Annotated in this window: 1 protein-coding gene; it reads right to left on the bottom strand. The window is 73.2% G+C overall.

What is annotated here, in order from left to right:
• Window positions 1-41: 41 nt before the first annotated feature.
• On the bottom strand, window positions 42-16,121 hold the full coding sequence (locus tag ACFV9T_RS25160) for an SDR family NAD(P)-dependent oxidoreductase (RefSeq protein WP_385444126.1): 16,080 nt from the start codon (window positions 16,119-16,121) through the stop codon (window positions 42-44).
• Between the last annotated feature and the right edge of the window lie 20 nt (window positions 16,122-16,141).

Here is a 16,141-nt window from a genome sequence, read left to right as displayed (position 1 = left end):
CATGGCGTGCGGAAAGCGTGGGGTTTCGTTCACCTGGCGACTCATGAGAGGCCGAGGTCTTTGTCGACCAAGTCGAAGAGTTCGTCGTCGGTCGACGATGCGAGCCGATCGGCCAGGCTGACGGCACCGGCCGCCGGTCCGGGTTCCGGACGCGCGTCGCTACGGCCGCCGCCCAGCTTGGCCAGCAGGCTCTCCAGACGCAGCGCGACCCGGGCGCGCTGGTCCTGGTCGTCGGCGAGCACGGCGAGGGCCGCTTCGATCTGGTCGAGTTCCGCGTCGACCGACGGCGCGGCGGCCGGGGCCGGTGCGAGCAGGGCCCGCAGGTGGCGGGCCAGTTCGAGCGGTGCCGGATAGTCGAAGAGCAGCGTGGCGGGCAGGTGAAGACCGGTGAGCGAGGCGAGCCGGGTGCGCAGTTCCACGGCGGTCAGAGAGTCGAAGCCGGACTCCATGAATCCGCGTTCGGGGTCGAAGACGCCGGGGGCGCGGTGGCCGAGGACCGCCTCGGTCTCCTCGCGCACCCACTGGAGCACGGCGCGCTCCTGCTCGCTCTCCGACAGCCCGGCCAGCTGCTCGACGAGTCCACTCGGCGCCGCCGGACCGTCCTGCGTGGCCGGGCGGGCGGGCGCGGGCAGCAGGCCCCGCAGCAGGGCCGGTACGGCGCCGCCCCGGGCAGCCTGGTTCCGCATTCCGGTCAGGTCCAGCCGGGCCGCTACGGGCACGGGCTCGTCGGCGGCGTGCGCGAGGTCGAACAGGGCCAGGCCCTCCGCCGGGGACAGCGGGGACATGCCCAGCCGTTGGACCCGCGCGAGGTCCGCCTCGTCGAGGCCACCGGCCATGCCGGTGTCGTCCTGCTCCCACAGTCCCCAGGCCAGCGAGGTCGCGGGCAGGCCCTGGTGGCGCCGGTGGTGGGCGAGCGCGTCCAGGAAGGAGTTGGCCGCGGCGTATCCGGCCTGGCCCGCACCGCCGAAGACCCCGGCGGAGGAGGAGAACAGGACGAACGCCGACAGGTCCAGGTCACGGGTCAGCTCGTGCAGATGCCAGGCCGCGTCCGCCTTGGGCCGCGACACTTCGGCCAGCCGGTCCGGTGTCAGCGAGGCCACCACGCCGTCGTCCAGCACGCCCGCGGTGTGCACCACGGCGGTCAGCGGACGCTCTGCGGGGATCTCCGCGAGAAGGCGTGCGAGGGCGTCCCGGTCCGCGGTGTCCACCGCGGCAACCCGCACCGACGCACCCACGGCGGCGAGTTCGGTCACCAGCTCCGCCGCACCGGGCGCGGCCTCGCCCCGCCGACTGGCCAACAGCAGGCCGCGGACGCCGTGTTCGGCCACCAGATGCCGGGCTACCAGCTTCCCCAGCGCCCCGGTCCCGCCGGTGATCAGCACGGTTCCGGCTCCGTCCCAGGCCCGACCGCCCGGCTCCGCGCCGGTCATACGCTCCAGCCTCGGCACATACGCGGTCCCGGCACGCAGTGCGACCTGCGGCTCGCCGCTGACGGCACAGGCCGTCAACTGCCGCCGGGAAGCCTCGTCCTCATCGATGTCCAGCAGCACGAACCGGTCCGGATGCTCCGACTGCGCGGAGCGCACCAGCCCCCAGACCGCCGCCTGAACCGGGTCCGGCGCCCCCTCGCCCGGCGCCCCCGTGCCCACCGCGCCCCGCGTCACCAGCACCAGCCGCGCCCCGGTCGCGCGCTCTTCGGTCAGCCAGCGCTGTACGACGGCCAGCGCGGTGCCGGTGGCCGCGGCGACCGCGCCCGGGGTGTCCTGCCCCTGGCTCCCCGGGCCCGAGCTGTCGAAGAACACCAGCTCGGCCCCTTCCTCGAGGGCGTCCCGCAGGCTCTCCGGGTGGGCGGACACGGCGACACCGCCCGCTCGCAGCCCGTCGGCAAGTCCCAGGCTGTCCGGGCCCACCACGGCGCACGCGGCGGGTCGTACGGTGCTCACGGGGGCCGCCACGGTCCAGTCGAGCCGGAACAGCGCGTCCCGGTGGCCGCCCCGGGCCGCCCTGAGCTGTTCCCCGGTCACCGGGCGCAGCGTCAGCGACGCCACGCTCGCCGCCGGAAGCCCGTTCCGGTCGGCGACGTCCAGTGCCACCACGTCGTTCTCCGCGACCGACAGCCGCACCCTCAGGGCGCCGGCGCCAGCGGAATGCAGCCGGACCCCGGACCAGGCGTACGGCAGCCGCGCGCCGTACGCGTCGTCCGCGCCGTCCGCGATCAGCCCGAGCGTGTGCAGGGCCGCGTCCAGCAGCGCCGGATGCAACGCGAACGCCTCGGCACCTGCCGTGGCATCGTCCGCAGGCTCGACCTCCGCGAACAACTGGTCGCCGAGCCGCCAGGCGGCCCGCAGCCCCTGGAACGCCGGACCGTATCCGAACCCGGCCCGTGCGGCACGGTCGTAGAAGGTGTCGGCCGCCAGCGGCGTCGCCCCCGCCGGAGGCCATACGCGCAGCTCGGCGGGCGGGGCCGCGCTGCCGGTGAAGGGAACCAGCACGCCGGTCGCGTGCCGGGTCCACACCTGCTCGTCCGTCGCCCGCTCCGGCGTCGCGTGGACGCTGAACTCGCGCCGTCCGCCCTCGCCCGGCCCGCTCACCAGCAGCTGGAACCGTACGCCGCCCCGCTCCGGCAGGATCAGCGGCGCTTGGAGGGTCAGTTCCGCGACCTCGTCACAACCGCAGGCGTCGGCCGCCCGTACGGCCAGCTCGACGAACGCCGTGCCCGGCAGCAGCACCGAGCCCATCACGGCGTGGTCCGCGAGCCACGGATGTGTCTCAAGCGACAGTCGTCCGGTGAACAACAGCCCGCCGGTGTCCGGCAGTTCCACCGCCGCACCCAGCAGCGGATGGTCCGCTGTGCCCAGACCGGCAAGTTCTACGTCCACAGTGGGCTGGCCACGGCCAAGCCAGTAGCGTTCGCGCTGGAAGGCGTAGGTGGGCAGCTCGACGGCCCTGGCGCCGCGCCCGGCGAAGAACGCCGCCCAGTCGACGGGGACTCCACGGACATGCGCCTGGGCGACGGCGGATGTGAGGCCCTGCGCCTCCGGGCGGTCCGCGCGCAGGGCGGGCACGAAGACGGCGTCCGTGCTCTCCTGACCCATCGCGGACAGGACACCGCCCGGGCCCAGCTCGACCAAGGTCCGTACGCCCAGCTCGTCCAGGGACCTGACCCCGTCCGCGAACCGGACCGCCTCACGGACATGCCGCACCCAGTACTCCGGAGCGCACAACTCCTCGGCACTGGCCATCCCACCGGTCAGGTTGGAGACCAGAGGAATGCGCGGCGCATCGTAGGACAGCTTCTCGGCCACCTGACGGAACTCCGCCAGCATCGGCTCCATACGCGGGGAATGGAAGGCGTGCGAGACCGTCAGACGCTTGGTCTTGCGACCCTGCTCCGCGAACCGCCCGGCTATCTCCCGTACGACATCCTCGTCGCCGGACATCACCACGGAGGTGGGCCCGTTGACAGCGGCGATCGACACCGTGTCCAGGCCCATCAGCGCCTCGGCGACCTCGGCCTCGCTCGCCTGCACCGCCACCATCGCGCCCCCGGAGGGCAGCGCCTGCATCAAACGCCCGCGCGCCGCCACCAGCGCACACGCGTCCTCAAGCGACCACACACCCGCCACATACGCGGCGGCCAGCTCACCGATCGAATGCCCCAGCAGGACATCCGGTGCCAGGCCCCACGACTCCAGCAGCCGGAACAACGCCACTTCGAGGGCGAACAAACCGGCCTGCGTGTACGCCGTCTGATCGAGCGCGGCCGCGTCCTCGAACACGACTTCCCGCAGCGGCCGGTCCAACTCCGCGTCGAACCGCGCACACACCGCGTCGAAAGCCTCCGCGAACACCGGAAACGCCGCATACAGCTCACGGCCCATCCCGACCCGCTGCGCCCCCTGCCCCGTGAACAGGAACCCGACCCGGCCAGCCTCACCGGCCGAGCCTCGTACGAGCCCCGGCGCGCCCTCGGCCAACGCGGCCAGCCCAGCCAGGAGTTCGTTTCGGTCCCCGGAGACGACAGCAGCCCGGTGTTCCAGCGCCGCCCGCGTCGTGGCCAGCGACAGGGCGATGTCGGCCGGTGCCTCCGCCGGACGGGAGCGGACATGCTCGGCCAGACGCCGGGCCTGGGCGCGCAGTGCCGCATCCGTGCCTCCGGACAGCATCCAGGGCACAACCGGCGAGTCGACGTTCACCGTCTCCGCCGAGTCGACCGGTTCGTCCTGCGGGACCTGTTCCAGGACCACGTGCGCGTTGGTACCGCTGAGCCCGAAGGAAGACACCCCGGCCCGCCGCGCGTGCCCGGTCTCCGGCCACTCCCGCGCCTCGGTCAGCAGCTCCACCGCGCCCTCGGACCAGTCCACCTGCTGCGAGGGCTCGTCCACGTGCAGGGTCCGCGGCAGCACACCGTGCCGCATCGCCATCACCATCTTGATGACCCCGGCCACACCCGCGGCCGCCTGCGTATGCCCGAGATTCGACTTCACCGAACCCAGCCACAGAGGCTCTTCGCGGCCCTGCCCGTAGGTGGCGAGGAGGGCTTGCGCCTCGATCGGGTCACCCAGCCGGGTCCCCGTACCATGCGCCTCCACCGCGTCCACGTCAGCGGCCGACAGCCGTGCGTTCGCCAGCGCCTGACGGATCACCCGCTGCTGCGACGGACCATTCGGCGCCGTCAACCCATTCGACGCGCCATCCTGGTTCACGGCACTCCCCCGCACCACCGCCAACACCCGGTGACCGTTGCGACGGGCATCCGACAGCCGCTCCAGCAGCAGCATGCCCGCGCCCTCGCCCCAGGCAGTGCCGTCCGCCGCGTCCGCGAAGGACTTGCAACGGCCGTCGGCGGCGAGCCCGCGCTGGCGCGAGAACTCCACGAAGGTGTTCGGCGTGGACATCACGGAGACACCACCGGCCAGCGCGAGCGTGCACTCGCCCTGTCGGAGGGCCTGCGCGGCGAGGTGCAGGGCGACCAGCGAGGACGAGCAGGCGGTGTCCACGGTCATGGCCGCGCCTTCCAGCCCGAAGGAGTAGGCGACACGCCCCGAAGCGATGCTGCCCGCGTTGCCCGAGCCCAGGTAGCCGTCGACGCCCTCGGGGACGGTGCCGGTCTGGGAGGCGTAGTCCTGGTACATGATTCCGGCGAAGACACCGGTACGGCTGCCCTTGAGGGTGCCGGGGTCGATGCCCGCCCGCTCGAACGCCTCCCAGGAGGTCTCCAGGAGCAGCCGGTGCTGCGGGTCCATCGCCAGCGCCTCGCTGGGGACGATGCCGAAGAGTCCGGGGTCGAACAGGGCCGCGTCGTAAAGGAAGCCGCCCTCGCGGGCGTACGAGGTACCGGGATTGTCCGGGCTGGGGTCGTACAGCTTCTCCAGGTCCCAGCCCCGGTCCGTGGGGAACCCGCCGATGCCGTCACCGCCACCGGCCACCAGCCGCCACAGGTCTTCCGGTGACAGGACGCCGCCGGGGTAGCGGCAGGCCATGCCGACGATCGCGATCGGTTCGTCGGCCCCGGCCACCGTCGTCGCCGAAGTGTCCTCCGCCTCGTCCTCGCCCAGCAGCTCGGCCCGGAGGCGGTCGCCGAGCGCGGCCGGGGTCGGGTGGTCGAAGATCAGGGTCGCGGGCAGCTGGAGGCCCGTGGCCGCGGTCAGGCGGTTGCGGAGTTCCACGGCGGTCAGGGAGTCGAAACCCAGCTCGCCGAAGGCCCGCGAGGCGTCGACCTGTTCCCCGGAGGCGTGGCCGAGCACGGCCGCGACCTCGGTACGGACCAGCTCCAGCAGCGTACGGGTGCGGTCGGCCTCCGCCAGGGCCCGCAGCCGTGCCTGCGGGGAGAGCGCGCCACCGCTGGTTCCCGCCCGCCTCCTGACCGGCCTGCGGACCAGGCCGCGCAGCGGCGCGGGAACCGCCGCGGCCGGTTCCGCGGGCAGCGCGGAGGTGTCCAGGCGCAGCGGTACGAGGACGGGCTCACCGGTCTGGCACGCGGCGTCGAACAGGGCCATGCCCTGCTCGGCGGACAACGGGTTCATCCCGGAGCGCCGCAGCCGCTCCAGGTCCTCGGCCCCGAGCGTTCCCGCCATACCGTCCGGCTGCTCCCACAGGCCCCAGGCCAGGGACCGGGCGGGCAGCCCGGCGGCGTGGCGGTGCGCGGCCAGCGCGTCCAGGAAGGCGTTCGCGGCGGCGTAGTTGGCCTGTCCGGGGCCACCGAGCACTCCGGCGGCGGAGGAGAACAGCACGAACGCGGACAGGTCGAGGTGCCGGGTCAGCGTGTGCAGATGCCACGCGCCGTCGGCCTTCGCGCGCAGGACGCGTGAGACGCGCTCCGGCGTCAGCGCCGCCAGCACGCCGTCGTCGAGGACACCGGCTGTGTGCACCACGGCGCGCAGCGGATGCTCCGCCGACACCTCCGCCAGGGTGCTCGCGAGCGCGTCCCGGTCGGCGACGTCGCAGGCGGCCACGGTCACCCGTGCGCCCCGCCCGGTCAGCTCGTCGCGCAGCTCGGCGGCGCCTGGCGCCGCCGGCCCCCGGCGGCTGGTCAGCAGCAGGTGTCGTACGCCGTGTTCGGCCACGAGATGCCGGGCCACCAGGGCGCCGAGCGCGCCCGTACCCCCGGTGACGAGCACCGTGCCCTCGGCGTCCCACACCGGTGCGGTGGCCGGGGGCGAGGAGACCTCTCGGGTGAGCCGTGGCACGCGTACGACACCGGACCGCACCGCGGCCTGCGGCTCACCGGCGGCGAGCAGCGCCGCCAGCGCTGTCGCCGTACCGGAGGCCGGGGCCGCGTCGAGGTCGGCCAGGACGAACCGCTCCGGCTGCTCGGACTGCGCCGAACGCACCAGTCCCCACGCGGTGGCAGCGGCGGGGTCGGGCACGTCCTCGCCCGCCTCGACGGCCACCGCGCCACGGGTGACCAGGACCAGACGAGAGCGGGAGAACCGCTCCCGCGACAGCCACTCCCGCACCAGCTCCAGCGTCCATCGAGCCGTCTCGTGCACCGGCTCGGTGTGGCCGTCGCCGCCCGCTTCGCCGAACAGCGCGCCCGAGCGGTCGGGCACGGCCGCCACGACCACATCCGGTACTCGCCCGTCCACCGCCGCCAGCTCGGCGAGGTCCCGGTACGACGGCACCGCGACGCCCTCGTCACCCTCGCCGCCCAGCAGCGTTGCCACGCCGGTGGGGTCGGTGGGGTCGTCCAGCACGGCCCAGGCGCCCTCCACGGCGCCCGACGGTGCCATGGGCGGAGCCGTCCACTCCACACGGAACAGCGACCCGTCGTGGCCGGTGCCGCGGACGGCGTCGAGCTGCTCGCCGCGCACCGGCCGTGCGGTCAGCGCGTCCACGGTGGCGACCGTCTCGCCCGAGGGGTCGGTGAGCGTCAGCGAGAAGACGTCGGTACCGACGGGATTCAGCCGTACCCGCAGCTCGGTGGCGCCGGTCGCGTGCAGGCTCACCCCGGCCCAGGAGAACGGCAGCCGCGCCGCACCGGCCTCCTCGGCCGGTGAGACCAGTCCGACCGTGTGCAGCGCCGCGTCCAGCAATGCCGGATGCAGGCCGTACCGTCCGGCCGCGTCCGCCATGGCCTCCGGCAGCGCGACCTCGGCGAACACCTCCGCGCCCCGACGCCACGCGGCCCGGAGCCCCTGGAACACCGGCCCGTAGGCCAGGCCCAGGCCCGCAAGGTCCTCGTACAGGCCGTCGACCGCCACCGGCTCGGTGTCCACGGGCGGCCAGACCGACACCTCTGCCGTGGGGACCGTGTTCTCCGGGGCCAGCAGACCGCCGGAGTGCCGTGTCCAGGTGCCGCCTTCGGACGCGTCCGCCGGACGCGAGTACACGCTCAGCGCACGCCGCCCCGCCTCGTCCGCGTCCCCGACCACCACCTGGAGCTGTACGGCGCCCAGCTCCGGGAGGACCAGCGGGCTGTCGGCCGTCAGCTCCACGGCCCGCCCGCAGCCGACCTGATCACCCGCCCACACAGCCAGGTCCACCAGAGCGGCACCGGGCAGCAGGACCGAGCCCAGGACGGCGTGGTCCGCCAGCCATGGCTGCTCCTCCAGCGACAGCCGACCGGTGAACAGCACACCACCGGTGTCCGGCAGTTCCACCGCCGCGCTGAGCAGCGGGTGACCGGCAGGACCGAGGCCGCCGAGTTCCATGCCACCCGCGAAACGGCCGCCAGCCAGCCAGTACCGCTGGTGCTGGAAGGCGTAGGTGGGCAGGTCGACCGTCCTGGCGCCGCGCCCGGCGAAGAACGCCGCCCAGTCGACAGTGACTCCGCGGACGTGGGCCTGGGTGACGGCCGTGGTCACGGTCTGCGCCTCGGGCCGGTCGGCACGGAGGGTGGTCACAAAGAGGGCGTCGGTGCTGTCCTGGCCCGTCGCGGAGAGCACACCGTCCGGGCCCAGCTCGATCAGGGTCCGCACACCTTGTTCGGTCAACGTCCGCATGCCATCGGCGAATCGCACCGACTCGCGCACATGCCGTACCCAGTACTCCGGGTCGCGCAATTCCTCGGCGCCCGCCGGTGCACCGGTGACATTGGATACGACGGCGATACGCGGCGCCTCATACAACAGGCCTTCCGCGACCTGGCGGAACTCCGCCAGCATCGGCTCCATACGCGGCGAATGGAAAGCATGCGAAACCGCGAGCCGCTTAGTCTTACGACCCTGCTGAACGAACCGCTCCGCGATCTCCAGTACGACGTCCTCGTCACCGGACACCACAACGGACGCGGGCCCGTTGACAGCGGCGATCGAGACCGTGTCCAAGCCCGCCAGGGCCTCGGCGACCTCCGCCTCGCTCGCCTCCACCGCCACCATCGCGCCCCCGGAGGGCAGCGCCTGCATCAACCGACCACGCGCCGCCACCAGCACACACGCGTCCTCCAGCGACCACACCCCCGCCACATACGCGGCAGCCAACTCACCGATCGAGTGGCCCAGCAGGACATCCGGCGTCACACCCCAAGACTCCAGAAGCCGGAACAACGCCACTTCGAGAGCGAACAAACCCGCCTGCGTGTAAACGGTCTGATCGAGCGCGGCCGCGTCCTCGAACACGACCTCCCGCAACGGCCGGTCCAACTCCACATCGAACCGCGCGCACACCGCGTCGAACGCCTCCGCGAACACCGGAAACGCCGCATACAACTCCCGGCCCATCCCGACCCGCTGCGCCCCCTGCCCGGTGAAGAGGAATCCGACCCTGCCACCGTCACCGGCCGATCCGCGCACGAGCCCCGGCAGGCGCTCACCCTCGGCCAAAGCCGCCAGTCCCGCGCGGAGTTCGGCCCTATCCGCGGAGACGACCGCGGCCCGATGCTCCAGCGCCATCCGCGCAGTGGTCAGCGACAGTGCCACATCGCCAGGTTCGACCTCCGGGTGACGGTCCAGGTGGGCAAGGAGGCGCGCTGCCTGGGCGCGCAGGGCGGGTTCGGCCGAGCCGGAGAGCACCCACGGCACGACCGGCGAGGTCACGGTCCGTACCGGCTCCTCGGCCGGGACGGTGTCCGGTGCCTGCTCGATGATGGTGTGGACGTTGGTGCCGCTGATACCGAAGGAGGACACGGCGGCCCGACGCGGTCGCCCCGACTCAGGCCACTCCCGCGCCTCGGTCAGCAGCTCCACCGCGCCCTCGGACCAGTCCACCTGCTGCGACGGCTGATCCACGTGCAAGGTCCGCGGCAGCACACCGTGCCGCATCGCCATCACCATCTTGACCACACCAGCCACACCCGCAGCCGCCTGGGTATGCCCGATGTTCGACTTGATGGACCCCAGCCACAGGGGCTCTTCCCGACCCTGTCCATAGGTGGCGAGGAGGGCCTGCGCTTCGATCGGGTCACCCAACGTCGTGCCCGTGCCGTGCGCCTCCACCGCGTCCACGTCGGCCGCCGACAGCCGCGCGTTCGCCAGCGCCTGACGGATCACCCGCTGCTGCGACGGACCATTCGGCGCCGTCAACCCATTCGACGCACCATCCTGATTCACCGCACTGCCGCGCACCACCGCCAGTACCGAATGCCCGTTGCGCAGGGCATCCGACAGCCGCTCCACGAGGAGCACACCGACGCCCTCGCCCCAGCCGGTGCCGTCCGCCGCGTCCGCGAAGGACTTGCAGCGACCGTCGCGTGCCAGGCCGCGCTGCCGGGAGAACTCCACGAAGGTACCGGGCGTGAACATCACCGTGACACCGCCGGCGAGGGCGAGCGAGCACTCCCCCGACCGCAGGGCCTGCACGGCCATGTGCAGGGCGACCAGGGAGGAGGAGCAGGCGGTGTCGACGGTGACGGCCGGGCCCTCCAGGCCGAAGGTGTAGGCGATCCGGCCGGATACCACGCTGCTCGACGTGCCCGTGCCGATGAAGCCTTCGACCTCGTCCGGGACGGTGCTCAGCCGGGCGCCATAGTCGTGGTACATGACCCCGGCGAACACACCGGTGCGGCTGCCCTTCAGCGAACCGGCGTCGATGCCCGCCCGCTCGAAGACCTCCCAGGAGGCCTCCAGCAGCAGCCGCTGCTGCGGGTCCATCGCCAGCGCCTCACGCGGGCTGATCCCGAACAGGCCGGGGTCGAAGTCGCCCGCCTGGTGGAGGAAGCCGCCTTCACGGGCGTACGACGTCCCGACGCGGGCCGGGTCCGGGTCGTACAGGTTCTCCAGGTCCCAGCCGCGGTCGGTGGGGAACTCCCCGATACCGTCGGCGCCACCGGCCACCAGCCGCCACAGGTCTTCCGGTGACAGGACGCCGCCGGGGTAGCGGCAGGCCATGCCGACGATCGCGATCGGCTCGTCGGCCCCGGCCACCGTCGTCGCCGAGGTGTCCTCCGCGTCGTCCTCGCCCAGCAGCTCGGCCCGGAGGCGGTCGCCGAGCGCGGCCGGGGTCGGGTGGTCGAAGATCAGGGTCGCGGGCAGCTGGAGGCCCGTGGCCGCGTTGAGGCGGTTGCGGAGTTCCACGGCGGTCAGCGAGTCGAAACCGAGGTCCTTGAACGCCTTGGCGGGCGGCACCTCGTCGAGTCCGGCGAAGGCGAGCGCCGCGGCGGTCTCCGTGCGGACCAGGTCGAGTATGAGCCGTGCCTGTTCGGCTGCGGGCAACCGGGTCAGACGGTCGGCGAACGCTCCGGCGGCGGTGTCGGGGCCGACGGTGTCCACCGCGCGCCTGGCGGGACCTCGGACCAAACCGCGCAGCAACGGGGACGGGTTTCCGGTGCGGCGCAGGGCGGCCGGGGCGAGGCGGACCGGCACGGGCGCGGCGTCGGCCCCGGCGCAGGCCGCGTCGAACAGGGCGAGCCCTTCCTCGGCGGTGAGCCCGACCATTCCGGCGCGGCGCATCCGGGCGAGATCGCCCTCGTCGAGGCTGCCGGTCATACCCGTGTCGCCCTCCCACAGGCCCCAGGCCAGGGAGGTCGCGGGGAGCCCCTGGGCGCGGCGGTGTCGGGCCAGGGCGTCGAGGAAGGCGTTGGCGGCGGCGTAGTTGGCCTGACCGGGGCTGCCCACGACGCCCGAGACGGAGGAGAAAAGCACGAACGCGGACAGGTTCAGGTCGCGGGTCAGTTCGTGCAGGTGGACCGCGCCGTGCGCCTTGGGCCGGAACACCCGGTCGAGGCGCTGCGGGGTGAGTGTGTCGACAAGGGCGTCGTCGAGTACGCCTGCCGCGTGCACCACGGCGGTCAGCGGGTGTGGGGCGGGGATTCCGGCCAGCAGCGCGGCGACGGCGTCGCGGTCGGCCATGTCGCAGGCCGCCAGGGTCACCGTGGCGCCCAGCGCGGTGAGTTCCGCCGCCAGCTCCGGGGCGCCCTCGGCCTGGGCGCCGCTGCGGCTGGTCAGCAGTAGGTGTCGTACGCCGTGCCGGGTGACCAGGTGCCGGGCGAACCGGCCGCCCAGGGCGCCGGTGGCACCGGTGAGCAGGACCGTCCCGGCAGGGTCGGGCACCAGGCCCGTGACGGCCTCGTTCTGCGGCGCCCTGGCCAGTCGGGGTATCAGCAGGTCGCCACCGCGGACGGCGAGCTGCGGTTCGGCGGACCGCACGGCCGCGGTCGGCAGTGGGGCGCCGGGCGTCGCCGGGTCGGCGTCCAGCAGCACCAGTCGGCCGGGGTGTTCCGACTGCGCCGAGCGCACCAGGCCCCACACCGCTGCCGCCTCGGGGGCGCGCACGTCCCCGTCGCCGGTCGCGGCGACGGCGCCGGTGGTGATCAGCACCAGCCGGGACGCGGTGAACCGGCTGTCGGAAAGCCATGCCTGGAGCAGGTCCAGTACGGCACGGGCGGCGTCGTAGCCGACGTCGGCGAGGGAGCCGGTGTTCGCGGTGCCGGTGGTGACACGGTGGATGACCGCCTCGGGGGCGGGCCGACCGGTGTCGACCGCTGCGGCGAGCGCGCCCAGATCGGCGTACCGCTCCCCTCCCCCGCCCGGCTCGCCGGACGCGGTCTCCTCCGCGATCAGCTCGACCCAGTCCCCGGTGGAGCCGGACGGCGGCTCCTCCGTGGTCGGAAGCGCGGTCCACTCCACCCGGAACAGGGCGTCGTGTCGGCCGACGCGGGCCTGGGCCAGCTGCTCCCCGGTGACCGGTCGCAGGGCCAGTCGGTCCACGGATGCCACGGGCCGGTCCAGGGAGTCGGCGATGTCCAGCGCGACGCTGTCGGCTCCGGCCGAGGACAGCCGGACCCGCAGGGCCGCCGCGCCGGAGGCGTACAGCGAGACGCCTCGCCACTCGAACGGCAGCTGGACCCGGTCGGGTTCCGCCACCAGGTCGGCGAGCCCCAGGGCGTGCAGGGCGGCGTCCAGCAGCGCCGGGTGCAGCCCGAACCGGGCGGCGTCCCCGGCCGCCCGCTCCTCCAGCGCGACCTCGGCGAACACCTCCCCGTCACCGCGCCACACGGCACGCAAGCCCTGGAACACCGGGCCGTAGTCGAGGCCCAGGGCGGCCAGTCGCTCGTAGAAGCCGTCCAGTTCGACCGGCTCGGCCCCGGTCGGCGGCCATACCCGGCCGACGGGCTCGGCGGGCGCCACCTCCCGCGCAACGGCGGACAGCACGCCGCTCGCGTGCCGGGACCACGGCCGGTCGTCGGAGACGGCGGGGCGGGAGTGCAGGGTCACCGGCCTGCGGCCGGACGCGTCGGCCGCGCCCACTTCGAGCTGGAGCTCCACCGCGCCCTGTTCCGGCACGATCAGCGGCGCCTCGAGGGTCAGCTCGTCCAGCCGGTCGCAGCCGACCTGATCGCCGGCCCGCAGAGCCAGCTCCACGAACGCCGTGCCGGGCAGCAGCACCGAGCCCAGCACCGCGTGGTCCGCGAGCCACGGCTCGACGTCGACGGCCAGCCTGCCCATCAGCAGCAGCCGGTCCTCGCTGGCCAGGGTGACGGCGGCGCCCAGCAGCGGATGGTCCAGCAGGGCCACGCCACCGGGCAGTTCGCCCGTCCCCGGCAGCGGCTTGGTCCGCAGCCAGTACCGCTCGTGCTGGAAGGCGTAGGTCGGCAGGTCGACCGGCTCGGCTCCGCGCCCCGCGAAGAATGCCGCCCAGTTGACGGCGGTGCCCCGCACATGAGCCGCGGCGACGGCGGCGGTCAGTGTGTCGTCCTCCGCACGTCCGCCGCGCAGCAGGGGCACACCGAGCACGTCGGCGTCGTCGGGCAGACACTCCTGCCCCATCGCGGAGAGCACACCGTCCGGGCCCAGCTCGATGAGGGTGCGTACACCCTCCGCGGCCAGCGCTCGCATCCCATCCGCGAAGCGCACCGCCTCACGGACGTGCCGCACCCAGTAGCCCGGATCGCACAACTCCTCGGCGGTCGCAGTCCGTCCGGTCACATTCGAGACGACCGCGATACGCGGCGCCTCATACGACAGCCCCTCCGCGACCCTGCGGAACTCCGCCAGCATCGGCTCCATACGCGGCGAATGGAAAGCATGCGAAACCGTGAGCCGCTTGGTCTTACGCCCCTGCTCCGCGAACCCGGCCGCGATCTCCAGCACAGTGTTCTCGTCACCGGACACCACAACGGACGCGGGCCCGTTGACGGCGGCCATCGACACCGTGTCCAGGCCCGTCAGGGCCTCGGCCACCTCGGCCTCGCTCGCCTGCACCGCCAGCATCGCACCACCAGCGGGCAGCGCCTGCATCAACCGACCACGCGCCGCCACCAGCACACACGCGTCCTCAAGCGACCACACCCCCGCCACATACGCGGCAGCCAACTCACCGATCGAATGCCCCAACAGGACATCCGGCGTCACACCCCAAGACTCCAGAAGCCGGAACAACGCCACTTCCAGGGCGAACAAACCCGCCTGCGTGTACACCGTCTGGTCCAGCGCGGCCGCGTCCTCGAACACAACCTCCCGCAACGGCCGGTCCAACTCCACGTCAAACCGCGCACACACCGCGTCGAACGCCTCCGCGAACACCGGAAACGCCGCATACAACTCCCGGCCCATCCCGATCCGCTGCGCCCCCTGACCCGTCAGCAGGAAACCGAGCGTGCTCTCTCCCGGGGCTGCTCCGCGGCGCAGTGCGGGGGCCTGCCGGTCCTCGGCCAATGCCTCCAGTGCGTCCAGGAGTTCGTCCCTGTCCCCGGAGACGATGGCAGCCCGGTGTTCCAGGGCCGACCGGGACGTGACCAGGGAGAGTGCGATGTCGGCCGATCCGTCCTCGGGCCGGGAGCCCACGTGCTCGGCCAGGCGCCGGGCCTGGGCCCGCAGGGCTGCCTCGGTGCGACCGGACAGCACCCAGGGCACCACGTCCGTGCGGACCGGGGCGGTCTTTTCGGGCTGGGTGTCGGCGGGGCCCGGTTCCGGGGCCTGTTCCACGATCGTGTGGGCGTTGGTGCCGCTGATGCCGAAGGAGGACACGGCGGCCCGACGCGGTCGCCCGGACTCCGGCCACTCCCGCGCCCCGGTCAGCAGCTCCACAGCGCCCTCGGACCAATCCACCTGCGCGGTGCGCTCGGCGGCATGCAGGGTCTGTGGCAGTACGCCCTGCCGCATCGACATGACCATCTTGATCACACCAGCCACACCCGCGGCCGCCTGCGTGTGCCCGATGTTCGACTTCACCGACCCCAGCCACAGGGGCTCTTCCCGGCCTTGCCCGTAGGTGGCGAGAAGAGCCTGCGCCTCGATCGGATCGCCCAGCCGGGTCCCCGTACCGTGCGCCTCCACCGCGTCCACTTCGGCCGCCGTCAGCCGCGCGTTCGCCAGCGCCTGACGGATCACCCGCTGCTGGGACAGGCCGTTCGGCGCCGTCAACCCATTCGACGCACCGTCCTGATTCACCGCGCTGCCCCGCACCACCGCCAACACCCGGTGACCGTTGCGCTCCGCGTCCGACAGCCGCTCCACCAGCAGCACGCCCACACCCTCGGCCATGCCCATACCGTCCGCATCCGCCGAGAACGCCTTGGAACGCCCGTCGGCGGCAAGGCCACGCTGACGCGAGAACTCCACCAGCGGGCCAGGCGTCGCCATCACGGCGACGCCACCGGCAAGGGCGAGCGTGCACTCCCCCGAGCGCAACGCCTGCGCGGCGAGGTGGAGAGCGACGAGGGAGGACGAGCAGGCGGTATCGACCGTCACCGCCGGGCCTTCAAGGCCCAGAGTGTAGGCGACGCGACCGGACAGCACACTGGTCGCGCTGCCGGTGAGCAGATGTCCCTCGACGCCTTCAGCCGGTTCGTGAAGCCTGGGACCGTAGTACTGGTGGCTGGCCCCGGCGAAGACGCCGGTGCGACTGCCCTTGAGGGAGGACGGGTCGATGCCCGCCCGTTCCAGGGCTTCCCAGGAGGTCTCCAGCAGCAGCCGCTGCTGCGGGTCCATGGCCAGGGCCTCACGGGGGCTGATGCCGAAGAGCCCGGGGTCGAAGTCTCCGGCGTCGTGGAGGAATCCGCCCTCACGGACATAGGTGGTGCCCGAGGTCGCGGGGTCGGGGTCGTACAGGCTCTCCAGGTCCCAGCCGCGGTCGGTGGGCAGTCCGGAGATCCCGTCGCCGCCGGAGGTGACCAGCCGCCACAGGTCTTCCGGGGAGGCGACCCCGCCGGGGTAGCGGCAGGCCATGCCCACGATGGCGATGGGGTCGTGGGCGGCCGCCGCGAGTTCCCGGTTCTGCTGCCGCAGACGCTCGGTCTCCTTCAGGGACGCTCGCAGCGCTTCAA

Origin of the sequence: Streptomyces sp. NPDC059850 (genome assembly GCF_042731515.1) — a bacterium.
Classification (GTDB): Bacteria; Actinomycetota; Actinomycetes; order Streptomycetales; family Streptomycetaceae; genus Streptomyces.
The sequence above is the reverse complement of the archived record's forward strand: the minus strand, read 5'-3'. Positions and strand labels throughout refer to the sequence as shown.